This is a genomic window from Caballeronia sp. AZ1_KS37, assembly GCF_023631165.1.
GTDB lineage: Bacteria > Pseudomonadota > Gammaproteobacteria > Burkholderiales > Burkholderiaceae > Caballeronia > Caballeronia zhejiangensis.
In genome coordinates, this window is sequence record NZ_JALQDP010000024.1 from 92037 (window position 1) to 115051 (window position 23015).

The window sequence follows — 23015 nt, forward strand, 5'->3', positions numbered from 1 at the left end:
TCGCCGGAATTAGGCGTGCCGATTATAGGTTCGGGTTCCGGCGCGTCATCGGGGCGGGATTAACAATCGGATTTATCTCAGTGAGCGGCGCTTTAGGAGCGCGCATCAAAAATTCCCGATCGATCCCGAAAAGAACGGTGCCTCTACACGGCCGATCCGTGCGCGGCCTATGATTCCTGAATTCGAGATGACGCCCGGACGGCCGATCCGCCGAAAGCGCTGTTGCGCGCGTCCGACAGCGACGAATCACCGCAGAAGGAGAGCGACGATGTCCGATCCCGCCGATCGCCCGTTCGGGCAAACCCACGACGTCACGAATCAGGCCTCGCCGCTCGTCGGCTATGACGCGTTCGCCTTCGATCCGGCGCTCGTCGCCGCCGTCGGACGCGAAGGCGCGCATTGGCATGTGCAGACGCTTTCGCGCGACGGGATGGCGCTGACGCAGCCGGACGTCGTCGCGCTGGCCGAGCTCGCCAACCGCCACGAGCCCGAACTCGCGACGCACAGTCCGCGCGGCGAGCGCATCGACGCCATCGCGTTTCATCCGGCGTGGCATGAACTGGTGCGGCGGCTGCGCCATGAGGGATTGCACGCGATGCCGTTCGAGCCGTCCGCGCGCGCCGGATCGATGGCCGCGCGCTGCGCCGGCTACTATCTGCACGGCCAGCTCGAATCGGGCTCGCTGTGCCCGATCACGATGACCTTCGCGAGCATCCCCGTTCTGCGCAACGAACCCGACCTGTTCGCGCGCGTTTCGCATGCGCTGCTTTCGCGCGAACACGATCCGCGCGACATTCCGCTCGAAGCCGGCAAGCATTCGATGATGATCGGCATGGGCATGACCGAGAAACAGGGCGGCTCCGACGTGCGCAGCAACCGCACGCGCGCGCACGCCATCGACAGAAACGGCGCGACGGGACGCGGAGGCGCTTATCGGCTGGTCGGTCACAAGTGGTTCTTCTCCGCGCCGCAATGCGACGCGCATCTCGTGCTCGCGCGCACCGCCGACGAAGGCGGCCTGTCGTGCTTCTACGTGCCGCGTTTCGCGCCGGACGGCCGCAAGAACGCGGTCCAGATCCAGCGCCTGAAGGACAAGCTCGGCAACCGCTCGAACGCGAGCAGCGAAGTGGAGTTTCTCGATGCTTACGGCGTGATGATCGGCGAAGAGGGACGCGGCGTGCCGACCATCATCGAGATGGCGAATTTCACGCGGCTCGATTGCGTGATCGGCAGTGCGGCGCTGATGCGCGCGGCGCTCGTCCAGGCGATTCATCACGCGCGGCAGCGCAGCGCGTTCGGCGCGCATCTCGTCGATCAGCCGCTGATGCGCAACGTGCTCGCCGATCTCGCGCTCGAATCCGAAGCCGCGACGGTGCTATTCATGCGGCTCGCGGGCGCGTTCGAGCAGAGCGCCGCGCCAGGCGGAGCGCTCGCCGAACGCGCGTGGCGGCGCATCGTCACGCCCGCCGCGAAATTCTGGGTCTGCAAGCGCGCGCTCGAATTCACCGGCGAAGCGATGGAAGTCTGGGGCGGCAACGGCTATGTCGAAACCGGGCCGATGGCGCGTTTCTATCGCGAGGCGCCGGTCAATTCGATCTGGGAAGGCTCGGGCAACGTGATGTGCCTCGACGTCCTGCGCGCGTTCGAGCGCGAGCAGGACGCCGCGCACGCGCTCATCGACGACTGGAAGACGACGGCGGGCGCGCATCCGGCGCTGGCGGGCGCGCTGTCGTCGCTGATTGCGATGCTGACGGACGATCCGTCGATCCGAGAAGCGTCGGCCCGGCGCATCGCGCAGCAATTGACGTTGTGCGCGCAGGGCGTGCTGCTCGCGCGGCACGCGCCGCAGGATGTCGCCGATGCGTTCATCGAATCGCGTCTTGGCGACGCGCGCGGCGAAAACGGGCGCGTGTACGGCACGCTGCCCGGACGCTTCGATCACGCGGCGATCGTCACGCGGGCGTTCGCCGCCTGAGAAAGCGTCAGCGGATCGCCCGCCCCGCTTCCCTCAACGGCTCCTCGTTCTCCAGCCGATACACCCACGACAGCAATTCCGCGACCGCCTGATACAAGGCGGGCGGAATGTGCGCGTCGAGATCGACCTGCATCAGCAGCGACACCATTTCCGGCGATTCGTGCACGTACAGCCCCGCTTCCTTCGCGCGCTGCACGATCATGTCCGCGACGATGCCGTAGCCCTTCGCGACGACGCGCGGCGTCGCCTCGCGATTGCCCGCGTCGTAGGCGAGCGCCGTCGCCTGCCTGCGCGTGTACGGCGGATGATCCGGGCCGCTCATGTTTCACTCCCATCGCCGTGCGGCGGGTGGAACAGATGTTCGAGCGGCGAGCGCACCGGCTTTTTCGCGGCGGTCTTGTCGCCGGAAAGCGCGAGATCGGTCGTGCCGTCCATCGAACGCACGGACAGCGACGCGAGCGCGATGCCCGCCGCTTCGAGCTGACGCGCGAACGCGGCGCCGTCGGCGGCGAGACGGCGCGCGCCCGCGTCGCCCGCCTTGATGCGCGTGACGAGTTTGTCGCCCGACAGCACCAGTTCGGCGTCGACGGTGCCGAGCGCGGGCAGCGACAGCGTGATGCGCGTGCGCCAGGCGCGTTCGTCGGCGGCGTCGTCGGAAGCGCGCTGATCGCGCGGTTCGCGGGCGACTTCCCACTCGAAGCGCGTGCCGGGCCACGCCTCGCCCTGCCAGCGGAATTGCTCGTTCGCGAGCACGTCGAGTTGCTGACGCACGACATTGAGCGTCGCCGGATGGATGCCCGCCGCGAGCGACGCCTGCAGCGCCGATTCGTGCCGGCTCGGTTGCGCCGTCTGCGCGTTGGCACCGTTCGCGGTTCCGTTCTGCGAATTCGAGAGCTCGGACGGCGACGCATCGCGCACCGACGCCGCGAGCGCGGCCGCCTGCTGCGGCGTCTGCGGCGTCGCGATCGGGCGGCCGTGGAAATCGGGCAGATCGGGCGCGAGCTGCGGCGCGCGGGCATCGTCGAGGCCGGTGTCGGCCGGCGTGACGGCGTTGGCGAGCTCGAACGGCAGGGACATCGAACGGGCATCGACGCGCGCCTGCGGTTCGTTGCCGAGCGACGCCGCGCTGCGCTGGCCCGCGAGCCATTGCACCAGATGCGATTCGTAGAAAAGCCCGCTTTCGCCGACGGTCCTTGCGAGCGCCGTCGCCAGCGCGGCGGCGGGCAGCGGCGGCAGATTCTGCGTCGCGGCGCGCGCGGCCGCCACGGCGGCGGCATTGGAGGAGAAAGCGGTATCGAAGAGGCCGGTCGTGAGCGCGGCGAAGGCGCTCGCGGGGCGCGGCGGCGTCGGCCAGAGCGGGGCGTCGCCAGTCAGCGCGGGCGTCGCCCCGCCGAAGCGCGAAATCACGTCGAGCGTGCGCGCGACGCTGGAAAGCTCGGTTTGCGCCGACGCCGCCGGTCCCGCCGCCACGGCGGGCGCGCCGACGGTCTGCGGCATGTCCGGCTGCGTCGTCTGCCCGACGCTCGTGCCCGTCACGCCGCTGCCGCTCACGCCGCCCGGCGCGCGAATCGCGGACATCAGGAGCTCGGTGCGGCTGGCGAGCAACGATGCGATCGCAGAATCGAGTCCAGTCATGCCCACATCCTCGTAAGCGCCGGCCGGATCGTCCGGCGGGCGCGGAACCGCGGCTAGCGCAGTCCGATCATTTTCTTCAGTACGCGGGCCGGGCTGTTGACCGTGAAGAGCGCGGACAGGCGCGCGAGACTCGGCGAGGTCAGATCGCGGATCGCGGCGTCGTCGGCGAGAATCTTCTTCACGAGGTCCAGCTTGCGTGCGCGGGCGGTTTCGTCGAGATCCGAACCGGTATCGACTTCCTTCAGGCGGTCGACCAGCTCGCGATAGGTGCCCTGCAACGCCTTCAGCTCGCTCCATTCGCCACCGCGCGCGGCCACCAGCATCTGACCGGAAACCGCCGCAATGGCCTCGTAGTGGGCGAAATATTCTTGTGTCGTCTTCATTCTTTCGAGGCAGTCGACGCTCATACCCGTCATGCGGGCACGGCGGTCATTTGCGCCACTTCCTGTCCAATTCCGACCCAGGCTTCTTCCAGCGTCGCGAGCAGGCCGTCGACTTCGACGAGCATCGACTCGTTCTGCTTGATGTTCGCCTCGAGCAGCCGGCGCGTCATATACGTGTACAGCGCGTCCAGCCGTTGCGCGATCTCGCCGCCCGCATCCTTGTTGAGCGCCTGCTGCAATCCGCTCTCGATGATGCTGATGGCCTTGCCGATCGCCGCGCCGCGCGCGCCGACGTTGTTCTGCTGCAGATGCATGCGCGCCTGCGCGATCGCCTGACGCGCGCCTTGATACAGCATCACGATCAGCCTGTGCGGGCTCGCTCCGATCACCCCTGTCTGAACGCCCACGCGTGCGTAGGCGCTGGCTCCTGCGTGTCCTGGGGAATACATCTCTCGGGTTCTCCTTATGCGATGCCGCAGCGTGCGCGGGCTTCAAGCGGACGCCGTGCCGCTCGTCCTGATCCGTGTGGGTCCGGTAAAACCGGTGAGAGACGAGCGTGCCGCCCGCCTCAAGCGGGCGAACCATCGTTCGCCGTGCCGTTACCGGGGTTATCGGAAAAACGCGGCAAAGCTTTAGGACTCAAGGCTCTAGAGCAATCGCGAGGATCGAGGGACGGATCGTGTGAAGACCGTCAGACGGAGATCTGCATGATGTCGTTGTAGGCCGACACGAGCTTGTTGCGCACCTGCAGGCCGAACTGCAGGCCGACGTTCGCCTTCTGCATGTCGACCATCACGTCGTTGAGCGACACGTTCGGCGCGCCGATTTCGAATGCGTGCGCCTCGCCGAGTGCCTTGTTCTGGTTGTCGCTGATCTTGTCGATGGACGATTTCAGCGCGTCGGCGAAGCTGCCGGCGCTCGCCGCGCCCGATGTCCCGCTCTGCCCCATGACGGCGCCCGACGCGACGGACGCGGCGTTTGCGGCGCCGGTGCCGCCGGCGGCTTGCGACGCCATCGACTGAATGGCCGACATAGCCGAGGAAAGCGGATTGATCGGAAAGTTCATGTTGACTCCGGATGACAGGAAATAACGGGTGCCGCTCGTGGCGGAGACCCGATGCCCGGCCCGCATTTGCGGAGGTTCGCCGAGTACGAAAAAGATTAGCAGCCGGCGGTTTTTCAAAGCGCGGGAAGAACGGGGAAAACCCCGCTCTATTCGCCGAATCGACTTGCAATCTTCTGCGGATAATCCCCATCGTGAAAAGTCCTCCACCGCCGCTTACATGGAAGCGGGAAGCGGCGGAGGGGAACCTCAGGATTCGGAGCTTCGACGCTAAATGGAAACGCCCAACAACTCACTCATCACGCCCGACGCCAGAATGGGCCTGGCGGGCGCACAGCCGGGCGCAGCCGGAACGGCCACCGCCGGCGCGAGCCTCGCGGGCGGCGCGGGAGCCGACTTCGGCGGCTTCGCGCAGCGCATGCCGATGCTCAACCAGTTCCGCTCGAATCCGCGCGTGCCGCTCATCGTGGCCGTCGCGATTCTGGTGATGGTGGTCGCGGGCCTCGTCATGTGGTCGCGCCAGCCGGACTATCGCGTGCTCTTTTCCAATCTGTCCGACCGGGACGGCGGCGCAATCGTTGCCGCGCTCCAGCAGGGCAACATTCCGTACAAGCTCTCCGACGGCGGCGGCGCCATTCTCGTGCCGGCCGAGCAGGTGCACGAAACGCGTCTGCGTCTCGCGAGCCAGGGCTTGCCGAAGGCCGGCTCGGTCGGCTTCGAGCTGATGGACAACCAGAAGTTCGGCATCAGCCAGTTCGCCGAGCAGGTCAACTATCAGCGCGCGCTGGAAGGCGAGCTGGAGCGCACGATCGGCTCGATTTCGTCGGTGAAGTCGGCGCGCGTGCATCTGGCGATTCCGAAGCCTTCCGTCTTCGTGCGCGACAAGGAACTGCCGACCGCCTCCGTGATGGTCAATCTGTACCCCGGCCGCGTGCTCGACGAAGGCCAGGTGGTGGCGATTACGCACATGGTGGCGTCCGGCGTCGCGGACATGCCGGTCAAGAACGTGAACATCGTCGATCAGGACGGCAACCTGCTGACGAGCCAGAACGCCGCGAACGGCCTCGACGCATCGCAACTGAAGTATGTGCAGCAGATCGAGCACAACACGCAAAAGCGCATCGACGCGATCCTCGCGCCGCTCTTCGGCGCCGGCAACGCGCGTTCGCAGGTCAGCGCCGACATCGACTTCTCGAAGCTCGAGCAAACCGCCGAAAGCTACGGCCCGAACGGGAACCCGCAGAACACGGCGATCCGCAGCCAGCAGTCGAGCGAGTCGAGCGAATCCGGCGGCAGCAGCATCGGCGGCGTGCCGGGCGCGCTGTCGAACCAGCCGCCGCAGCCGGCATCCGCGCCGGTCGACGCAGCGGCATCGGGCGCGGCGGGCGCATCGGCGAAAACGGGTCCGCAGAATCAGCGCAAGGACACGACGACGAACTACGAAGTCGATCGCACCGTGCGTCACTACGAGCAGGCGACGGGGGGGATCAAGCGTCTGTCGGTGGCGGTGGTCGTGAACTACGAGAAGAAGGTCGATGCGAAGGGCAACGTCACGATGACGCCGCTTGCCGCCGACAAACTCGCGCAGGTCCAGCAGCTCGTGAAGGACGCGATGGGCTTCGACGACAAGCGCGGCGACTCGGTGAACGTCGTGAACAGCGCGTTCTCCGCCGATCTGAACGCGACGCCCGACGTGCCGTGGTGGAAGACGCCGGAATCGATCGGCATGGGCATTCAGGCGGCGAAGTATCTGGGCATCGGCATCGTCGGTCTGTTCCTGTACTTCAGCATGGTGAAGCCGGCGATGAAGCGCGCCTTCCCGCCGCCGCCCGAAGCCGCGCCGACGCTCGCCGTACCGGACGAACTCTCGCTGCTCGACGGCCCGTCGCTCGACGGCGGCGGCACGGCGAAGCTGGAAGACGAAGACAAGGATGCCGAGGTGAGTCTCCTCGGTCATGAAAGCAAGAAAGCCAAATTCGACCGCAATCTCGACTACGCGCGCATGGTCGCGCGTCAGGATCCGAGAATCGTTGCGACGGTCGTAAAGAACTGGGTGTCCGATGAACGCTGAAGGCCTGAATAAAGCCGCTCTCCTCCTGATGTCGATCGGCGAGGAAGAAGCCGCCGAAGTTTTCAAGTATCTCGCCCCGCGCGAGGTGCAGAAGATCGGCGCGACGATGGCGGCCCTGAAAAACGTGACGCGCGAGCAGCTCGACAACGTGCTGACCGAATTCGTGAGCGAAGCCGAGCAGCACACGGCGCTTTCGCTGGATTCGAGCGAGTACATCCGCTCCGTGCTGACGAAGGCGCTCGGCGAAACCAAGGCCGGCGCGCTGATCGACCGTATCCTGCAGGGCAGCGATACGAGCGGCATCGAAGGCCTGAAGTGGATGGACTCGGGCGCGGTCGCGGAACTCATCAAGAACGAGCATCCGCAGATCATCGCGACGATCCTCGTTCACCTGGACCGCGATCAGGCGTCGGAAATCGTGTCGCTGTTGTCCGACCGCCTGCGCAACGACGTGCTCCTGCGCATCGCGACGCTCGACGGCATCCAGCCCGCCGCGCTGCGCGAACTCGACGACGTGCTGACGACGCTGCTCTCCGGCAGCGACAACCTGAAGCGCGCGCCGATGGGCGGCATCCGCACGGCGGCCGAGATTCTCAACTTCATGTCGAGCAATCACGAAGAAGGCGTCATCGCGAACGTGCGCGAATACGACGCGGAGCTCGCGCAGAAGATCATCGACCAGATGTTCGTGTTCGAGAACCTGCTCGATCTGGAAGACCGCGCGATCCAGCTTCTGCTGAAGGAAGTGGAATCGGAAACGCTGATCGTGTCGCTCAAGGGCGCGCAGCCGGCGCTGCGCCAGAAGTTCCTGTCGAACATGTCGCAGCGCGCGGCCGAACTGCTCGCCGAAGACCTCGATTCGCGCGGTCCGGTGCGCGTGTCGGAAGTCGAGCAGCAGCAGCGCAAGATTCTGCAGATCGTCCGCAATCTCGCGGAAAACGGTCAGATCCAGTTAGGCGGCAAGGCCGAGGACGCATATGTCTAACACCCGCGCGCAAAAGGCTCCGGTCTCGGCGTATCAGCGCTGGGAAATGGCGTCGTTCGATCCCGTCGAGATCAAGGTCGACAACAGCGCGGCGGAACAGGCCGCGCTCGAAGCGCACCTGCGCCGCGTCGAGGACGACGCGTATCAGCAAGGTCTCGCGAAGGGGCACGTCGCGGGGCAGGCGCTTGGGTATCAGGCGGGTTACGAGCAAGGTCAGGCGAAGGGTTTCGAGGACGGCCGCAAGGAAGCGCTCGCGCAGGCCGCGCGTCTCGCCGAGATCGCCGATGCGTTCAAGACCGCCCTGCAAGCCGCCGATGCGGCCATCGCGGAATCGCTCGCGGAACTCGCGGTCGATATCGCGCAGCAGGTCGTGCGCCAGCATCTCGCACTCGATCCGACGGCGCTCGTCGCCGTGGCGCGCGAAGTCATCGCGTCCGAGCCGGAGTTGTGCGGCGCACCGACGCTCATCGTCAATCCGGCCGACATGGCTATCGTCGATGCGTATCTGAAGGACGAACTCGAAGCCGCCGGCTGGACCGTGCGGCCCGATCCGGAAGTCGAGCGCGGCGGCTGCAAGGCGCACGCCGCAACCGGTGAAATCGATGCGACCAACGTGTCGCGCTGGGAGCGCGTCGTGGCCGCGTTGGGGAGAAGCAAGCCGTGGTAAATCAACGGATCACGCAGGACGGTCTGAGCGAACTCGAACAGGAACTCGCGCGCGCGTCGTTCGGCCCGCTCGCCGAAGAGCGCGCGGAAGACGAATCGCCCGACGAACTCGCCGCGCGCACCATCGCCGAACTGGCCGGTATCGCGGGCAATCCGCACATCGACACGTGGCGCGACAAGCTCGACGCGCTGCGCTCGCGCAATGCGATCGCGAAGCCGCTGCGTCCCTGCGGACGTCTCACGCGCGCCGCCGGTCTCGTGCTCGAAGCGGTCGGCCTGAAGATGGGCGTCGGCTCCGAATGCATCATCGAGCTGCCGCCGGGCAGCGCGATTCCGACCGCCGAAGCCGAAGTCGTCGGTTTCGCGGGCGACAAGCTCTTTCTCATGCCGACGACCGAAGTCGCCGGCCTGTTGCCGGGCGCGCGCGTGTATCCGCTGGAAAGCGCGCCGATCAACGATCCGATGGCTGGCGCGAAGCGTCTGCCGGTCGGCTGGGAAATGCTCGGCCGCGTGGTCGACGCGTCCGGCCGTCCGCTCGACGGGCTCGGCCCGCTCGGCGCCAAGGTCGATGCGCCGCTGGCGGGTCCGGTCATCAATCCGCTGAATCGCGAGCCGATCCACAAGGTGCTCGACGTCGGCGTGCGCGCGATCAACTCGCTGCTGACGGTCGGACGCGGCCAGCGCATGGGCCTGTTCGCGGGTTCGGGCGTCGGCAAGTCGGTTCTGCTCGGCACGATGGCGCGCTACACGAGCGCGGAAGTCATCGTGATCGGGCTGATCGGCGAACGTGGCCGCGAAGTGAAGGAATTCATCGAGCAGATTCTGGGCGAGGACGGACTCGCGCGCTCGGTCGTCGTGGCCGCGCCTGCCGACGTGTCGCCGGTGCTGCGGATGCAGGCCGCCGCGTACACGACCTCGCTCGCCGAATATTTCCGCGATCAGGGCAAGCACGTCCTGATGCTGATGGATTCGCTCACGCGTTACGCGATGGCCCAGCGCGAGATCGCGCTCGCCATCGGCGAGCCGCCCGCGACCAAAGGCTATCCGCCGTCGGTGTTCGCGAAGCTGCCGGCGCTCGTCGAGCGCACCGGCAATGGTCCCGAAGGCGGCGGCTCGATCACGGCGTTCTACACCGTGCTCACCGAAGGCGACGATCAGCAGGATCCGATCGCCGACTCGGCGCGCGCGATTCTGGACGGCCATATCGTGCTGAACCGCTCGCTCGCGGAAGCCGGGCACTATCCGGCGATCGACATCGAGCAGTCGATCAGCCGCGTGATGACGTCGATCATCGACGACAAGCATCTCGAACGCGTGCGTCTCTTCAAGCAGATGCTGTCGCGCTATCAGCGCAACAAGGATCTCATCAACGTGGGCGCGTATTCGAGCGGACGCGACCAGTTGCTCGACCGCGCCATCGCGCTGTATCCGCGCATGGAGTCGTTTTTGCAGCAAGGCTTTCGCGAAGAGGCGCCGTTCGAGCCGAGCATCGCGATGTTGAATCAACTGTTCGAATAGTTTTCGACTAGTATCCGAAGCATTCGTCACAAGAAAGCACAAAGACCTTACGGGACCGCCACGCCATGTCGAAGAATCTGCCGATCAACACCCTCATCGAACTCGCCGAAGAGGAACTCGATAACGCCACGAAGAAGCTCGGCAAGCTTCAGCAGGAACGCAACGAGATCGAAACGCAACTGAACGCGCTCGTGACGTATCGCGACGAGTATCACGCGCGTTTCACGGCGTCGGCGCAGCAAGGCACGACGGCGCAGACGCTGCGCAATTTCCAGGCTTTCGTCGATACGCTCGACAGCGCCATCGCGCAGCAGCGCACGCTGCTCCTGATGGCCGATCAGCGCATCGAGGCGGCGAAACCCGACTGGCGTCTCAAGAAACAGAAGCTCGGCAGCTACGAAGTGCTGGCCGCACGCGGCGAGGCGATCCTCGCGAAGAAGGCCGCGCGCGTCGAGCAGCGCGAATCCGACGAACACGCCGCCAAGGTGCTGCGCATGCGCGCCGAGCGGGCTTCGTCGTAATCCATTCATCGATATTTCCAGAGGCTCAGCATGTCCTCCGTTTCTCTTCTCGGCGCGCTTTCCGGCGCCACGTCATCGGGCAACTCCGCGGCGCAGCGCGCGGCGAGCGCCGGCGCGTCGTTCGGCAAGACGCTCCAGGGCATCACCGACCGCGCCAACGCCGACGCACAAGCGGCTCAGGCGTTCGCGGATTCGTCCGCCGACACATCGAGCGTGCACGACGCGCCGAAGCCTTCCGACGACGCATCGAAGAGCGACGACGCATCCGATGCTCAGGCCGCCGCGAAGCCCGACGAGACGGACGCGCCGAAAGAGGCATCGAAGCCTGCGGACAAGACGAATACGGCCGACGCGTCGAAGCCGGCGTCGGGCTCGTCATCGGATGCGGCCGCCGCTGCGCAAGCGAAAGCCCGCGCGGACGCCGCGAACGAAGCCGACGCCGACTCGGACGATACCGAGTCCGCGCTCGCCGATGCCGCCGACGCTGCATCGCTCGTCACGACGACCGCATCGACCGGCGACGACAAAGCGACGGACACGACGCACAAGAGCAGCGATGCGAAGTCGGCGCAGGACGCGCTGGCCGCCGCGCTCGCCTCGATGAACAACACGCAGCCCGCGAATGCCGCGGCGAACGGTTCGGTCGGGACGGCGCGCGAGGGCGGGAAAGGCGACGATCAGGGCGGCCTCTTCGCGAAAGGCGGAAAGGGCGCGAGCCTGCCCGGGCTGACGGCGAATGCGAAGGCCGGCGACAAGGCTGTCGACGCAGCCGCGCTCGCATCCGCGCAAACCGCGCCGGCGATATCCGCCGACGCCGCGACCGCCGCCTACAAGCAAGCCGCCGACGCGGCCGCGCACGCGGTCGCGATGCAGACGGCATCGGCGGGTTCGGCGGTGTCGAGTCCGCAGGGCGCGATGGCATCGGCGACCAGCGCCGCGATCGCACCGCACGTTGGCGGCTCCGGCTGGGACGACGCGTTCAGTCAGAAGGTCGTGTTTCTGTCGAAGGCGGATCAGCAAAGCGCGGAATTGACGCTGAATCCGAAAGATCTCGGGCCGTTGCAGGTGACGCTGCAGGTCTCCGATAACCACGCGCACGCGCTGTTCGTGTCGCAGCATGCGCAGGTGCGCGAAGCGATCGAAGCCGCGATGCCGAAGCTGCGCGAAGCGATGGAAGCGAACGGCATCAGTCTCGGAAGCGCGTCCATCGCCGATGGCTTCACGCGCCAGTCGCAGCAACAAAGCGGTGACGGCCGCTCGGGATCGGGTGGCGGCGGCCGTGCGTCGGGCGGAATCGGTGGCCTGGGCGGGGTGAGCGCCGACGATTCCGTTGCGGCGAGTATCAACGTGCCCGTGCGACGCACGGTCGGACTCGTCGATACGTTCGCCTGATCCTTCTCAGCGCCTCACGCCGCACATTCGGCGCGCAGGCGCTCGACGACGACGATGTAATGCCGGGGGCATCGTCCGTTGAAAGGCCACCGGCGTGGTGACGAACATGCCGACGAAATGCGCGACGCCGCGCAGCGGCGCGTTCATCGGGAAGTCGAGCACATGCGACGACGCCGACGTGATGTCGATGCCGCACGCGAGCACGCTGGAGACGAGCGCCGCAAAAAGCAGCGCGCGCAGGAGATAGAGGCCGCGCAGCGGGACGTGCGTGAAACGCACGACGATGCCGAGCGCGATCGCGGGTGCGGCGATGAGCAGAAGCGCGGCGAAAAGCGCGTGCAGCACGCTCCTCCGATGCAGCACGCCGACGAGCGTCTGCGCGCCGGCGAGTCCGCCGATGACCGCAGGCCAGCCGCACGGCGCGTCAGCATGAGAGCCGCCATCGCGACGCCCGAAGGCGGCCAGATCGACGCGGCGCTCGCCAGATGGAAACCGGCCGAGGCCAGTCAATCGCGACTCAAACGACGATCAGCGTTCTCCCAATTGGCGGACTTTTCTCAAAGTCTCGGCATCGTCCTGAGACAGAACACAGCATGAGTGCAACATTTAGTATTCCTCTGATGGCGGTCTGAAGGGCGCTCCTAGAATCTGCGCGACTCGTCTCCTTTGCCGCCGCGCAGCAACATGCGCGACGCTTTGTCATGCGCGCATTCGTTTCACTGCTGCTGGCTTTCTGCCTGCACGTCCCTTTTTCCGACGCCTTCGCTCAAGGTTCGTCATCGCCCGTAATCGACGCCGCGCCCAAGTCCCGGCCGCGGATCGCGCTGGTTTTGCGACTATGTCCGGCGGGCGCTGGATCTCAACGAAGGCGATGCCTACGACGCGCACGAAATCAACGAACGCCTCGCGCGCCTCGAAACGAGCGGCTACTTCAAGAGCGTCTCGCACGAATTCGTCCACGAGGACGGCGTGAACCGCCCGCGCGTGAACCCGGCGGAAAAGAGCTGGGGATCCAATTTCCTGCTGTTCTCGCTCGGCGGCTTCCGACATCTGGCGGCGTATGGCGTCAATCAGTTCTCCGGGAACTACGTGTTCTACAGCCAGCAGACGTACCAGTTTCGCGTGGCGTCGCCGAACGGAACGGCGGTGAACGACGTGTATCTCGGCACGATGGCCGAAGCCGGCAACGCAACGTTCGAGCGCAGCGCACTTCGCATGGGCGATCTGAAGGAGAGCCTCAGCGTGTTCGTCGGCGCGACGACCGCTTGGCCCGGCGTATCTCGGCTACGCGATCGCGCCGGGCGGCATTCAAAGCGTCTATCTCCAGTTCGGCGCGAAGTTCTGAGGCCGACGTGGCCCGCGCGCGCATTTCTTACAACAACAACCACATGACTTCATGAACAAAACCTGGCTTGCATCGTATCCATCCGGCGTGCCTGCCGAGATCGAATCCGACCGATACCGCTCCGTCACCGACCTGCTCGAGCAGAGCTTCCGCCTTTACGCCGGGAAACCGGCGTTCGCGTGCATGGGAGCGTCCATCAGTTACGCGAAGCTCGACGCGCTTTCGCGCGACCTCGCCGCGTGGCTGCAGTCGACCGGCCTGCGCAAAGGCGCGCGCGTCGCGATCATGATGCCCAACGTGCTGCAATATCCGGTCGCGCTCGCGGCGATCCTGCGCGCGGGCTACGTCGTCGTGAACGTGAATCCGCTCTACACGCCGCGTGAGCTCGAACATCAGCTGAAGGACAGCGGCGCCGAAGCGATCATCCTGCTCGACAACTTCGCGGCGACGCTGCAAGCGGTCGTGCACGAGACGACGATCAGACACGTAGTCGTCGCGACGCTGGGCGACTTGCTCGGCGCGAAAGGATGCCTCGTGAACTTCGTCGCGCGGCATGTCAAAAAGCTGGTGCCCGCATGGAACCTGCCCGGCCACACGGCGTTCAACGCGGCGCTCGCCCGCGGCAGGCACATGGCGTTCACGCCGGTCGAGCAGCAGCCGGACGACATCGCCCTTCTGCAGTACACGGGCGGCACGACGGGCGTGGCGAAGGGCGCCGTGCTGCCGCATCGCAGTCTGATCGCCAACATGCTGCAGACGCAGGCGTGGCTCGAACCGGCCCGCGCGCAGCGGCCCACGTCCGGACAACTCACGACGGCCATCGCGTTGCCGCTCTATCACGTCTTCGCGCTGACGGCGTGCGGACTGCTGACGATCCAGACCGGCGCATTGGGCGTGCTGATCCCGAATCCGCGCGACATCGGCGGCATGATCCGGACGCTGCGGCGCTATCGCATCACGATGTTCCCGGCGGTGAACACGCTCTACAACGCGATGCTCGATCACCCGGATTTCGCGCAGCTCGATTGCTCGCGGCTCTTCGCGGCTGTCGGCGGCGGTGCGCCGGTGCAGCAGGCCGTGGCGCAGCGCTGGCTCGAAAAGACGGGCGTGCCGATCATCGAAGGCTACGGCCTGACCGAGACGACCGCGTGCGTGACTTGCAACCCGGCGGACTCGACGCAGCGTGGCGGCACGATCGGCTTGCCGCTGCCGTCGACGGAAGTTTCGATCCGCGATGACGCAGGCAACGAAGCCGCGCCCGGCGAACCCGGCGAGTTGTGCATTCGCGGGCCACAGGTCATGGCGGGCTACTGGAATCGTCCGGACGAGACGGCGCACGTCATGACGGCCGACGGCTTCTTCAAGTCGGGCGATATCGCCGTGATGGATGAACACGGCTTCCTGAAGATCGTCGATCGCAAGAAAGACATGATCCTGGTCTCGGGCTTCAACGTCTATCCGAACGAGATCGAGGACGTGGTCGCCGCGCATCCCGGCGTGTTCGAGGCGGCGGCGGTCGGCGTGCCCGACCGTCATTCCGGCGAGTCCGTGAAGATTTTCGTCGTGCGGCGCGACCCGGCCCTCACCGAGGCCGATCTGATCGCGCATTGCAAGGAGCGCCTGACGGGCTACAAGCGGCCCAAGGCAGTCGAGTTCCGCGAGAGTCTGCCCAAGAGCAATATCGGAAAGGTTTTGCGCAGGGAACTGCGCGATGGAACCGCGTGAGCGCGGAAGGAAGAAAGACGTGAAGCAATTCGTTTCGATGAAAGAGGTTGCGGCGGTGGCCATGCTGGCGCTCGCACGCCATGCCCGCGCCGACAACGCGCCGCCGCTAACGCCGCACACGCAGGAAGCGCGAGCGCGCCGGCCGAATCGCCGTGGAAGGCTTCGATCGGCTTTCGCCGCGCTGAATTACCGCTTCTGAGCGGTTCCCCGGCGCGCCACTGCGCCGGGCTCTCCCTTCCCTTTTCTTTCCCCGCGCGGGCGCAATGCCCGCGCCGGCCTCAAGTTTTCCGTCCGAAAAGCCGAGATAGGTATCGAAGAGCGGGTCCGCGCAGGCCCGGAGCAATCGAACGGAATAGCCAGAAAACCCCCCTCTGTTCGACCCATCGCTTTACACCGCGATAGCCAACAATTCACCCTATCGAAAGAGGCACGCATTTTCATGGCTACCACGACCGCAAACCAGCAACCCATCGTTCCCGCGAAAGGCGGGAAGCTCAAAAAGATCCTGATCATCGCCGTCGGCGCGATCGTGCTGCTCGGCGCGGGCGCCGGTGGCGCGTACTTCTTCGTCGGGAAGAATCATGGTCCGGCCAAGCCGGCGCCGGAGCCGCCGCCCGTGTTTTTCCCGCTCGAATCGCTGACGGTGAATCTCCAGTCGGACGACGGCGCCATGCACTATCTCCGCGCCGGCCTCACGCTCAAGCTGAAGGACGAAAAGGTCCAGTTGCTCGTCACCGAGCACATGCCGGAAGTCCGCAGCCATGTGCTGCTTCTGCTTTCCGGCAAGCGCCCGGACGATCTCGCGACCGTCGACGGCAAGAAGCAGCTTGCCAACGAACTGCGCGCGTCGGTCGAAACCGCGGCGAGCACGGCGGAGAAACCGGTGCGCGTCGAGGAAGTGCTGTTCACCGAATTCGTCGTTCAGTAACGCCGCATCAGCGAGTAAAGAGTCATGGGCCACGAAGAGTTCATGTCGCAGGAGGAGGTCGATGCCCTCCTCAAGGGCGTCACCGGCGAGATCGATCAGGAAGCTGACGAGAAAAAGCCCGCCGGCGTACGTCCGTACAACATTGCGACGCAGGAACGCATCGTCCGCGGCCGGATGCCCGGCCTCGAAATCATCAACGACCGCTTCGCGCGCCTCATGCGCGTGGGCATCTTCAACTTCATGCGGCGCTCGGCGGAAATTTCCGTCGGTCCGGTGAAGGTGCAGAAATACAGCGAATTCACGCGCAATCTGCCGATCCCGACCAATCTGAACCTGGTCCATGTGAAGCCCTTGCGCGGCACGTCGCTGTTCGTGTTCGACCCGAATCTCGTGTTCTTCGTGGTCGATAACCTTTTCGGCGGCGACGGGCGTTTTCATACACGCGTCGAAGGCCGCGAGTTCACGCAAACCGAGCAGCGCATCATCGCGAAACTGCTGAATCTCGTGTTCGAGCATTACGCGACGTCGTGGCGCAGCGTGAAGCCGCTGCAGTTCGAATACATGCGCTCGGAGATGCACACGCAGTTCGCCAACGTGGCGACGCCGAACGAAATCGTCATCGTGACGCAGTTCACGATCGAGTTCGGCTCGACGGGCGGCACGCTGCACATCTGCATGCCGTACTCGATGATCGAGCCGATCCGCGACGTGCTTTCCTCGCCGATTCAGGGCGAAGCGCTCGAAGTGGACCGCCGCTGGGTGCGCGTGCTGTCGCAGCAAGTGCAGTCGGCGGAAGTGGAACTGACGGTGGATCTCGCCGAGATCCGCTCGTCGTTCGAGCAGATTCTGAACATGCGCGTAGGCGATGTGCTGCCGATCGACATTCCGGAGCAGGTCGTCGCGAAGGTGGACGGCGTGCCGGTGATGGAATGCGGCTACGGAATGTTTAATGGTCAATACGCGCTGCGCGTGCAAAAGATGATCAGCGCGAGCGATACGATGAAGGAAGGTGGATATGAGTGACCTGATGCAGAACGACGCGCCCGGCGCGCCGGAAAAAGGTGAAGAGCTGATGCTGGACGACTGGGCGAGCGCGCTCGCCGAGCAGAACGGCAACGAAGCGCCGGTGGCCGCGAGCGCGGGCGTGTTCCAGCCGCTGTCGAAGGCCGCGGCGCCGTCGACGCGCAACGACATCGACATGATTCTCGACATCCCCGTGCAGATGACGGTGGAACTCGGGCGCACGAAGATCGCGATCCGCAACCTGCTGCAACTCGCGCAAGGCTCGGTCGTGGAACTGGACGGCCTCGCCGGCGAACCGATGGACGTGCTCGTGAACGGCTGCCTCATCGCGCAGGGCGAAGTGGTCGTCGTCAACGACAAGTTCGGCATTCGCCTGACCGACATCATCACGCCGTCCGAACGCATCCGGAAGTTGAATCGATGAAACGCCTGGCCGTTGCGCTGCTCTTCGCCGCGCCTCTTTTCGCCCATGCCGCCGACATGAACGCGGTGAACCACGCCGCGCAGATCGCCTCGGGCGTCGGCGCGGGCACCGCGGTGCCATCGCTCGGTTTCGGCGCGGTGTTGCAGACGCTGCTCGGACTCGTGATCGTGATCGGCTTCGTGTTCGGCTGCGCATGGCTCGCGCGCAAGTTCGGCTATCAGGGCGGCAAGCGCAGCGGTCTCGTGAAGGTCGTGGGCGGCGCATCGCTCGGCAACAAGGAACGCGTCGCGGTCGTCGAAGTGGGCGATACGTGGCTCGTGCTCGGCGCCGGTCCTGGCAACGTGCGTCTGTTGCACACGATGCCCGCAGGCTCGGCGGAAGTGGAAGGCGTCGGCGTTCCCGCGCAATCGTCGCCGCCGGCGGGCAACTTCGGGCAGCGCTTTCGCGACGCCCTCGCCGGCGAAGCGAACAAGCGGCTCCAGAAGTTCGTTTCTCCCGGCAAATAAGTCAGTCTTGCCGATGCATCGGGCGCGGTTCGCGAGGACCGCGCCCGATGTGCGTTTACGGCGCACGTTCGCAATAGAACGAGTTGGCGCGGGTTTCCCCCTCTTTTCGCCCCATCGTCCCATGCCGCGATAGCCGAGAATTCACGCTATCGAAAGAGGCAGGATTCCATGGTCATCACGTTCGTCGTTCATCAAGGTCAGCGCATTCTCGATGCCCTCGCAAGCATCGTCGGCGGGAGCAAGTAATGCAGGTGAGTCGTAACATCGTGCGCGGCGTGAAGTTCGCGCTGCCCGTCGCAATCGGCCTCGCGCCGTATCTGGCGTTCGCGCAAAGCACGGCGGGGCTGCCCGCCTTCAACACGAGTCCCGGCCCGAACGGCGGCACGACGTACTCGCTCAGCGTGCAGACGATGCTGCTGCTGACGATGCTCTCGTTCCTGCCCGCGATGGTCCTGATGATGACGAGCTTCACGCGCATCATCATCGTGCTGTCGCTGTTGCGGCAGGCGCTCGGCACCACGAGCACGCCGCCGAACCAGGTGCTCGTCGGCCTCGCGCTGTTTCTGTCGTTCTTCGTGATGTCGCCGGTTCTCGACAAGGCTTACACCGACGCATACAAGCCCTTCTCCGAAGGCCAGATCGCGATGGATCAGGCGATGACGCGCGGCGTCGCGCCCTTCAAGCAGTTCATGCTGAAGCAGACGCGCGAATCGGATCTCGCGCTGTTTGCGCGCATCTCGCACGCCGCGCCGATGAACGGACCGGAAGACGTGCCGCTTTCGCTGCTCGTGCCGTCGTTCGTCACGAGCGAATTGAAGACGGGTTTCCAGATCGGCTTCACGATCTTCATTCCGTTTCTCATCATCGACATGGTGGTGGCGAGCGTGCTGATGTCGATGGGCATGATGATGGTTTCGCCTTCGACGATCGCGCTGCCGTTCAAGCTGATGCTGTTCGTGCTCGTCGATGGCTGGCAGTTGCTGATCGGCTCGCTCGCGCAGAGCTTCGTTTCCTGATTTCGTGAGACTTTGAAATGACGCCAGAATCCGTCATGACGATGGCGCATCAGGCGATGTACGTCGCCTTGTTGCTCGCCGCGCCCTTGTTGCTGGTCGCGCTCGTCGTCGGTCTCGTGGTGAGCCTGTTCCAGGCGGCCACCCAGATCAACGAATCGACGCTCTCGTTCATTCCGAAGCTGATCGCGGTGGCGGTGACGCTCGTGATCGCCGGTCCGTGGATGCTCTCGACGCTGCTCGACTACATGCGCCACGTTTTCACGATCACGCCTGCGATCACGGGCTGAGTTTCGTTCGATGTTCTCCGTCACCTATGCGCAGCTGAACGGCTGGCTCACGGCGTTTCTGTGGCCGTTCGTGCGAATTCTCGCGCTGATCGCCACCGCGCCCGTGCTGAGCCACATGGCGATTCCGATGCGCGTGAAGATCGCGCTTGCGGCCTTCATCTCGCTGATCGTCGCGCCGACGCTGCCCGCGATGCCGCAGGCGACGGTGTTTTCGGCGGCGGGCGTGTGGATCATCGTGAATCAGTTTCTGATCGGCGCGGCGATCGGCATGGTGATGCAGATCGCGTTCGCGACCGTCGATGCAGCCGGCGAGTTCATCGGGCAGCAGATGGGCCTCGGTTTCGCGACGCTTTATGATCCGCGCGCGGGTGGCAATGCGGTGGTCGTGTCGCGCTATCTGAACACGCTGGCGATGCTCGCGTTTCTCGTCTTCGATGGCCATCTGCAGTTGATGAGTGCGCTCGTGGCGACTTTTCAGAGCGTGCCGATCGAGGCGAATGTGGTGGCGTCGGCTTCGCATGCGCAGGGATGGCGCGTGTTGGTCGGGTATGGCGCGAGCGTGTTTTCGACGGGCTTGCTGCTGGCGTTGCCGATCGTGGCGGCGCTGCTTATCGCCAATCTGGCGCTCGGCGTTTTGAATCGCGCTGCGCCGCAGATCGGGATATTTCAGGTCGGGTTTCCGGTGACGATGCTCGTCGGGCTGCTTTTGTTGCAACTCATGGTGCCGAATCTGATGCCGTTTTTTCAGCGGGTTTTCGATGTGGGGATTGCGCAGATTGGGCGGGTTGCGGGGGCGCTTTAGTCGCTAAAGAAGCGCCTGCTGCAAGGGCGCCCGATGCTCATGCACTTTGATGATTCGATACTCGTTTTTCAACGCGCCAGCTTCGATCGATTGAATTTGGCGTAGATCGACGACGAGGACGTCGCCTTTTCCAAAGCGTTCGCCGCTATTCACTTTGCTCAGAAATACTTCGTCGTCCAATGCGGCGAAAAAAGGATATTGGCCGTCGTGAACGCGCCATTTGTTTCCGTCCTTGAATACGACGGATTCCACCAGCAGGACTTTTCTCGCAACGAAGTCCGAGACCACTTCGCCGCTGTCATTGTCGGATGATGCAAATGACGCAAGCTCATCGTCTTCGATGATGAGTTCCACTTTCTCGCCGCGCACGATACCGAAGTTCGATATGCCTTCGCGCTCGAGAGGCGACAGGGTCTTGCTAAGACTCGAGCGCACGGTGGTATTTCGCCAGAGGCGCACGACATTGGCCTCGACCTCGACGGACTCCGTTTCTGTGATCCACACATGCGAGACTTCACCGACCTGTTCGATTCGGTGAGGCCGGCGTCCGCGCAGCTTGCGTGCCAGCCCGACGACGCCGCCACCGCCGCCGATGAGGCCGAGGATGGTGAGGATCGTATAAGCATTGGAAATTGCCGTGGCATTGGACCCGGCGAACATATCCCGGATCTGGGCCAGCAGTTGTTGCACGAAGATGAGATCGAGTTCGAACGAACCGGCTTTGAAACTGCCTTTGACTTCGACCCGGACATCGGCTGAATCGCCGTTCAGTTCCTTGTTCGCTGCCGTGAACAAATCGGCGATGGCCACGAGCGCGGGCGCAAGGTCCCGCACATCGATTCGATGTTCCGCGAGTGCAGGGCCGTCATATACGACGTTGAACCGCTCGTGGTTGCTCATGTCGTTGTGATGTTCGGAATACTGGGATTCGCTGCCGCGCGGGCTGGCAGGTCGACCGGATGTTACCACGCAGCCTCCTCGAATAGCGGGCCGTGGCGGGCACCGCCATACATGCGATAGGGCCGCCCGAGGGGCGGAAACTACGCGACAACGGGACTCGTCAAGGATGAGTCATTTCACGATGCCGAGCGGCAACATCATGTCTGAGCGCGCACGATAGAGATACACGAAACGTCCCATTTCGCGTGCTCTTCTACCGCACCTCGATCTGAGTTGGCTTCCTTTGCATACCCAACGGCAGCGCGTAGCGCTGTGCCGAAGCTGTTTCGTGCTGAACCAGCGCGCTCAACGTATTCGGGCGGCAGATCGTGCGCGAGCCAAGCCCGATTGGTTCTATGAGGGCACTCTTTAGGCGAGTGCCACCGAGGACGAGAGGACTACCCAAATTGCGTGTGACCGCGGGCTTGAAAAGCTGCTTTCTTTGCCTACTTTCTTTGCAGCAGCAAAGAAAGTAGGTGCCGCCCCGCACAGGGGCAACGTTAATAGACCGACGCGAATACGGGATCCGGCGAAAGCAGAAGGGAGAACGCAGAAAGCAAAAAAAGCCGCCCTCAACCCTGAATGTAATCAAACAACGACATCTTCTGAATCTGCGAAAACGCCATCTGCGCGGCCTGCAGCGAACTCTGCGTCAACTCGTACTGACTGATCGACGAAACGAGGTCGATGCTCGTCAGATTCGCGATGTCACTCGCCGTCTGCGTCTGACTCGTCTGCATTGCGCTCTGCGTCGACTGCACTTGCTGCTCGCGTCCGCCCACCACCGTCTGCGCCGCCAGCACGTTGTTGAACGTGTTGCTCACCTTCGTGCCGATCGTCGTCAGCGTGTTGGTCAGCGCCGCCTGCGCGCCCGGCGATCCCGTCGGCTGCTTGAGCGCGTTCACGAGGCTGTCGAGCGTCGCGAAGATGTCGTTGTTGCCCGAGGCCGCCGGCTCCACGGAGAACGTGTCGCCATCGGCGGGCGTGCCGTCGATCGTCACCTTCTGGCCGCCAAGCGCGATGTCCGTGCTGCCCGTGTAGGCCACGTTCGTCGGCAACGATGAATCCGCCGGGTTCGACGTGACCGAGTAGGTCGTCGAGCCATCCGTCGCCGAGACCGAGAACTTGATCGTGTACGTGCTCGCATTGGCCGCGTTGCTCGTATCGTTGACGCTCACGCCGCTGATCGTCCCGGTGCCCGTGTTCGTGCTGGCCGCACTCGACACCGGATCGCTTTCCGTCGGCAATACGCTGCCGAAGATCGACGCGCCCGTGTCACCCACCGGGATCGTCCGTCCTTCGCTGATCTGCACCGTGCGCTGGCCGTAATCGCCCGAATACTGCGCGCCGACGCCCGACGGGTCGTTCGTGTACGGCTGCGTGCCGCCCTTGAGTCCCGAGAAAATATAGTTGCCGTTGCTGTCCGTGGTGTTCGCGAGGCTGAAGAGCTGATCGCGCAAACCCTGAATCGTGTTCGCGATGGCCGTGCGGTCCGAATCGGTGAGCGAACCGTCGCCCGCATGCACGATCTGCGTCTGCACGCTCGTCAGCGCGCTGCTCACGCTGCTCAGCGTCGCGTCTTCCTGCTGCAGCGCCGACAACGCCGTCGTCTGATTCGTGCCGTACTGCGTGAGCGCGCCGCTTTTCATCGTGAGCTGCACCGCCTGCGCCGCGCCGAGCGGATCGTCCGACGCGGTGAGAAGGCGCTTGCCCGACGAGATCTGCTGATACATCGACGAAAGCGTACTTTGCTGGTCGCTCATCGAAGCGACGTTCAGGTTGAAGTACTGGGAACTGGAAATACGCATCGC

25 protein-coding genes are annotated in these 23015 nt (G+C 64.7%); 17 read left to right on the forward strand and 8 right to left on the reverse strand.

Annotated features, from left to right (window positions below):
- Positions 1 to 268 precede the first annotated feature (268 nt).
- Positions 269 to 1975, forward strand: a complete 1707-nt coding sequence (locus NCS00_RS13685; protein ID WP_250440288.1) for an isovaleryl-CoA dehydrogenase — start codon at positions 269 to 271, stop codon at positions 1973 to 1975.
- A 7-nt stretch (positions 1976 to 1982) separates the two neighbouring features.
- On the opposite strand, the gene NCS00_RS13690 is transcribed toward NCS00_RS13685, so the two are convergent.
- The 5 genes from NCS00_RS13690 to fliE all read right to left on the reverse strand — a co-directional run bounded on the left by NCS00_RS13690 (position 1983) and on the right by fliE (position 5059).
- Positions 1983 to 2297 (reverse strand): EscU/YscU/HrcU family type III secretion system export apparatus switch protein, encoded by a 315-nt coding sequence (locus tag NCS00_RS13690; protein WP_239295503.1) that lies wholly within the window; start codon positions 2295 to 2297, stop codon positions 1983 to 1985.
- Positions 2294 to 3610 carry a flagellar hook-length control protein FliK gene (fliK, locus tag NCS00_RS13695; RefSeq protein WP_008352594.1) on the reverse strand — a complete coding sequence of 439 codons (1317 nt, stop codon included), beginning with the start codon at positions 3608 to 3610 and terminating at the stop codon, positions 2294 to 2296. The genes NCS00_RS13690 and fliK overlap by 4 nt, the downstream gene beginning before the upstream one ends.
- Positions 3611 to 3663: 53 nt before the next feature.
- Positions 3664 to 3993 (reverse strand): flagellar protein FliT, encoded by a 330-nt coding sequence (locus tag NCS00_RS13700; RefSeq protein ID WP_033536661.1) that lies wholly within the window; start codon positions 3991 to 3993, stop codon positions 3664 to 3666.
- Positions 3994 to 4022: 29 nt separating this feature from the next.
- The gene (gene fliS, locus NCS00_RS13705; RefSeq protein ID WP_033536660.1) at positions 4023 to 4442 is read right to left on the reverse strand and encodes a flagellar export chaperone FliS; all 420 of its coding nucleotides are present in this window, start codon (positions 4440 to 4442) and stop codon (positions 4023 to 4025) included.
- Between the two features lie 242 nt (positions 4443 to 4684).
- Positions 4685 to 5059 carry a flagellar hook-basal body complex protein FliE gene (gene fliE, locus NCS00_RS13710; RefSeq protein ID WP_008352588.1) on the reverse strand — a complete coding sequence of 125 codons (375 nt, stop codon included), beginning with the start codon at positions 5057 to 5059 and terminating at the stop codon, positions 4685 to 4687.
- Positions 5060 to 5330: 271 nt separating this feature from the next.
- On the opposite strand from fliE, the gene fliF reads away from it, so the two are divergent.
- The 6 genes from fliF to NCS00_RS13740 all read left to right on the forward strand — a co-directional run bounded on the left by fliF (position 5331) and on the right by NCS00_RS13740 (position 12209).
- The gene (gene fliF, locus NCS00_RS13715) at positions 5331 to 7127 is read left to right on the forward strand and encodes a flagellar basal-body MS-ring/collar protein FliF (protein WP_008352586.1); all 1797 of its coding nucleotides are present in this window, start codon (positions 5331 to 5333) and stop codon (positions 7125 to 7127) included.
- Complete coding sequence (gene fliG / locus NCS00_RS13720; protein ID WP_008352584.1) at positions 7117 to 8112, forward strand: flagellar motor switch protein FliG; 996 nt, start codon at positions 7117 to 7119, stop codon at positions 8110 to 8112. The genes fliF and fliG overlap by 11 nt, the downstream gene beginning before the upstream one ends.
- Positions 8105 to 8779 (forward strand): flagellar assembly protein FliH, encoded by a 675-nt coding sequence (fliH, locus tag NCS00_RS13725; protein WP_008352582.1) that lies wholly within the window; start codon positions 8105 to 8107, stop codon positions 8777 to 8779. The genes fliG and fliH overlap by 8 nt, the downstream gene beginning before the upstream one ends.
- Positions 8773 to 10296: a flagellar protein export ATPase FliI gene (fliI, locus tag NCS00_RS13730; RefSeq protein WP_008352580.1), complete on the forward strand. Its 1524-nt coding sequence runs from the start codon at positions 8773 to 8775 to the stop codon at positions 10294 to 10296. Before fliH ends, fliI begins: the two co-directional genes overlap by 7 nt.
- A 65-nt stretch (positions 10297 to 10361) precedes the next feature.
- Positions 10362 to 10817 carry a flagellar export protein FliJ gene (gene fliJ, locus NCS00_RS13735; RefSeq protein WP_008352578.1) on the forward strand — a complete coding sequence of 152 codons (456 nt, stop codon included), beginning with the start codon at positions 10362 to 10364 and terminating at the stop codon, positions 10815 to 10817.
- Positions 10818 to 10847: 30 nt separating this feature from the next.
- Positions 10848 to 12209, forward strand: a complete 1362-nt coding sequence (locus NCS00_RS13740; protein WP_250440289.1) for a flagellar hook-length control protein FliK — start codon at positions 10848 to 10850, stop codon at positions 12207 to 12209.
- A gap of 6 nt (positions 12210 to 12215) precedes the next feature.
- Here NCS00_RS13740 and NCS00_RS13745 read toward each other — a convergent pair whose 3' ends face one another.
- The gene (locus NCS00_RS13745) at positions 12216 to 12719 is read right to left on the reverse strand and encodes a hypothetical protein (protein WP_250440290.1); all 504 of its coding nucleotides are present in this window, start codon (positions 12717 to 12719) and stop codon (positions 12216 to 12218) included.
- A gap of 459 nt (positions 12720 to 13178) precedes the next feature.
- Between NCS00_RS13745 and NCS00_RS13750 the strand changes: the two genes are divergently transcribed.
- From NCS00_RS13750 to fliR, 10 genes are all read left to right on the forward strand, one after another.
- Positions 13179 to 13601: a hypothetical protein gene (locus tag NCS00_RS13750; RefSeq protein WP_250440291.1), complete on the forward strand. Its 423-nt coding sequence runs from the start codon at positions 13179 to 13181 to the stop codon at positions 13599 to 13601.
- Between the two features lie 4 nt (positions 13602 to 13605).
- Positions 13606 to 15279, forward strand: coding sequence for a long-chain-fatty-acid--CoA ligase (locus tag NCS00_RS13755; protein WP_250440292.1), 1674 nt, complete (start codon positions 13606 to 13608; stop codon positions 15277 to 15279).
- Between the two features lie 19 nt (positions 15280 to 15298).
- Positions 15299 to 15478 (forward strand): hypothetical protein, encoded by a 180-nt coding sequence (locus tag NCS00_RS13760; protein WP_250440293.1) that lies wholly within the window; start codon positions 15299 to 15301, stop codon positions 15476 to 15478.
- A gap of 240 nt (positions 15479 to 15718) precedes the next feature.
- Complete coding sequence (fliL, locus tag NCS00_RS13765) at positions 15719 to 16207, forward strand: flagellar basal body-associated protein FliL (RefSeq protein WP_034473275.1); 489 nt, start codon at positions 15719 to 15721, stop codon at positions 16205 to 16207.
- A gap of 24 nt (positions 16208 to 16231) precedes the next feature.
- On the forward strand, positions 16232 to 17230 hold the full coding sequence (fliM, locus tag NCS00_RS13770; RefSeq protein WP_008352571.1) for a flagellar motor switch protein FliM: 999 nt from the start codon (positions 16232 to 16234) through the stop codon (positions 17228 to 17230).
- Positions 17223 to 17654: a flagellar motor switch protein FliN gene (gene fliN / locus NCS00_RS13775; protein WP_008352569.1), complete on the forward strand. Its 432-nt coding sequence runs from the start codon at positions 17223 to 17225 to the stop codon at positions 17652 to 17654. The genes fliM and fliN overlap by 8 nt, the downstream gene beginning before the upstream one ends.
- Positions 17651 to 18160: a flagellar biosynthetic protein FliO gene (gene fliO / locus NCS00_RS13780; RefSeq protein ID WP_008352567.1), complete on the forward strand. Its 510-nt coding sequence runs from the start codon at positions 17651 to 17653 to the stop codon at positions 18158 to 18160. The genes fliN and fliO overlap by 4 nt, the downstream gene beginning before the upstream one ends.
- Positions 18161 to 18405: 245 nt before the next feature.
- Positions 18406 to 19176 (forward strand): flagellar type III secretion system pore protein FliP, encoded by a 771-nt coding sequence (gene fliP, locus NCS00_RS13785; protein WP_250440294.1) that lies wholly within the window; start codon positions 18406 to 18408, stop codon positions 19174 to 19176.
- 17 nt (positions 19177 to 19193) lie between these two features.
- The gene (gene fliQ / locus NCS00_RS13790) at positions 19194 to 19463 is read left to right on the forward strand and encodes a flagellar biosynthesis protein FliQ (RefSeq protein ID WP_008352562.1); all 270 of its coding nucleotides are present in this window, start codon (positions 19194 to 19196) and stop codon (positions 19461 to 19463) included.
- A gap of 10 nt (positions 19464 to 19473) precedes the next feature.
- Positions 19474 to 20265 carry a flagellar biosynthetic protein FliR gene (gene fliR, locus NCS00_RS13795; protein WP_008352560.1) on the forward strand — a complete coding sequence of 264 codons (792 nt, stop codon included), beginning with the start codon at positions 19474 to 19476 and terminating at the stop codon, positions 20263 to 20265.
- 3 nt (positions 20266 to 20268) lie between these two features.
- Here fliR and NCS00_RS13800 read toward each other — a convergent pair whose 3' ends face one another.
- Together NCS00_RS13800 and flgL are read right to left on the reverse strand one after the other, a co-directional pair.
- On the reverse strand, positions 20269 to 21234 hold the full coding sequence (locus NCS00_RS13800) for an LAPAL motif-containing putative phage structural protein (RefSeq protein ID WP_250440295.1): 966 nt from the start codon (positions 21232 to 21234) through the stop codon (positions 20269 to 20271).
- Between the two features lie 542 nt (positions 21235 to 21776).
- Positions 21777 to 23012: a flagellar hook-associated protein FlgL gene (gene flgL / locus NCS00_RS13805; protein ID WP_034473278.1), complete on the reverse strand. Its 1236-nt coding sequence runs from the start codon at positions 23010 to 23012 to the stop codon at positions 21777 to 21779.
- Positions 23013 to 23015 lie beyond the last annotated feature (3 nt).

Bases quoted from the DNA above. Each gene is read 5' to 3' on its own strand.
- fliG (WP_008352584.1), top strand. From the start codon at position 7,117: ATGAACGCTGAAGGCCTGAATAAAGCCGCTCTCCTCCTGATGTCGATC.
- fliJ (WP_008352578.1), top strand. From the start codon at position 10,362: ATGTCGAAGAATCTGCCGATCAACACCCTCATCGAACTCGCCGAAGAG.
- fliK (WP_008352594.1), bottom strand. From the start codon at position 3,610: ATGACTGGACTCGATTCTGCGATCGCATCGTTGCTCGCCAGCCGCACC.
- fliS (WP_033536660.1), bottom strand. From the start codon at position 4,442: ATGTATTCCCCAGGACACGCAGGAGCCAGCGCCTACGCACGCGTGGGC.
- fliN (WP_008352569.1), top strand. From the start codon at position 17,223: ATGAGTGACCTGATGCAGAACGACGCGCCCGGCGCGCCGGAAAAAGGT.
- fliH (WP_008352582.1), top strand. From the start codon at position 8,105: ATGTCTAACACCCGCGCGCAAAAGGCTCCGGTCTCGGCGTATCAGCGC.
- fliO (WP_008352567.1), top strand. From the start codon at position 17,651: ATGAAACGCCTGGCCGTTGCGCTGCTCTTCGCCGCGCCTCTTTTCGCC.
- NCS00_RS13755 (WP_250440292.1), top strand. From the start codon at position 13,606: ATGAACAAAACCTGGCTTGCATCGTATCCATCCGGCGTGCCTGCCGAG.
- fliF (WP_008352586.1), top strand. From the start codon at position 5,331: ATGGAAACGCCCAACAACTCACTCATCACGCCCGACGCCAGAATGGGC.
- NCS00_RS13690 (WP_239295503.1), bottom strand. From the start codon at position 2,297: ATGAGCGGCCCGGATCATCCGCCGTACACGCGCAGGCAGGCGACGGCG.
- fliL (WP_034473275.1), top strand. From the start codon at position 15,719: ATGGCTACCACGACCGCAAACCAGCAACCCATCGTTCCCGCGAAAGGC.
- flgL (WP_034473278.1), bottom strand. From the start codon at position 23,012: ATGCGTATTTCCAGTTCCCAGTACTTCAACCTGAACGTCGCTTCGATG.
- NCS00_RS13685 (WP_250440288.1), top strand. From the start codon at position 269: ATGTCCGATCCCGCCGATCGCCCGTTCGGGCAAACCCACGACGTCACG.
- fliP (WP_250440294.1), top strand. From the start codon at position 18,406: ATGCAGGTGAGTCGTAACATCGTGCGCGGCGTGAAGTTCGCGCTGCCC.
- NCS00_RS13740 (WP_250440289.1), top strand. From the start codon at position 10,848: ATGTCCTCCGTTTCTCTTCTCGGCGCGCTTTCCGGCGCCACGTCATCG.
- NCS00_RS13700 (WP_033536661.1), bottom strand. From the start codon at position 3,993: ATGAAGACGACACAAGAATATTTCGCCCACTACGAGGCCATTGCGGCG.
- fliE (WP_008352588.1), bottom strand. From the start codon at position 5,059: ATGAACTTTCCGATCAATCCGCTTTCCTCGGCTATGTCGGCCATTCAG.
- fliM (WP_008352571.1), top strand. From the start codon at position 16,232: ATGGGCCACGAAGAGTTCATGTCGCAGGAGGAGGTCGATGCCCTCCTC.
- fliQ (WP_008352562.1), top strand. From the start codon at position 19,194: ATGACGCCAGAATCCGTCATGACGATGGCGCATCAGGCGATGTACGTC.
- fliR (WP_008352560.1), top strand. From the start codon at position 19,474: ATGTTCTCCGTCACCTATGCGCAGCTGAACGGCTGGCTCACGGCGTTT.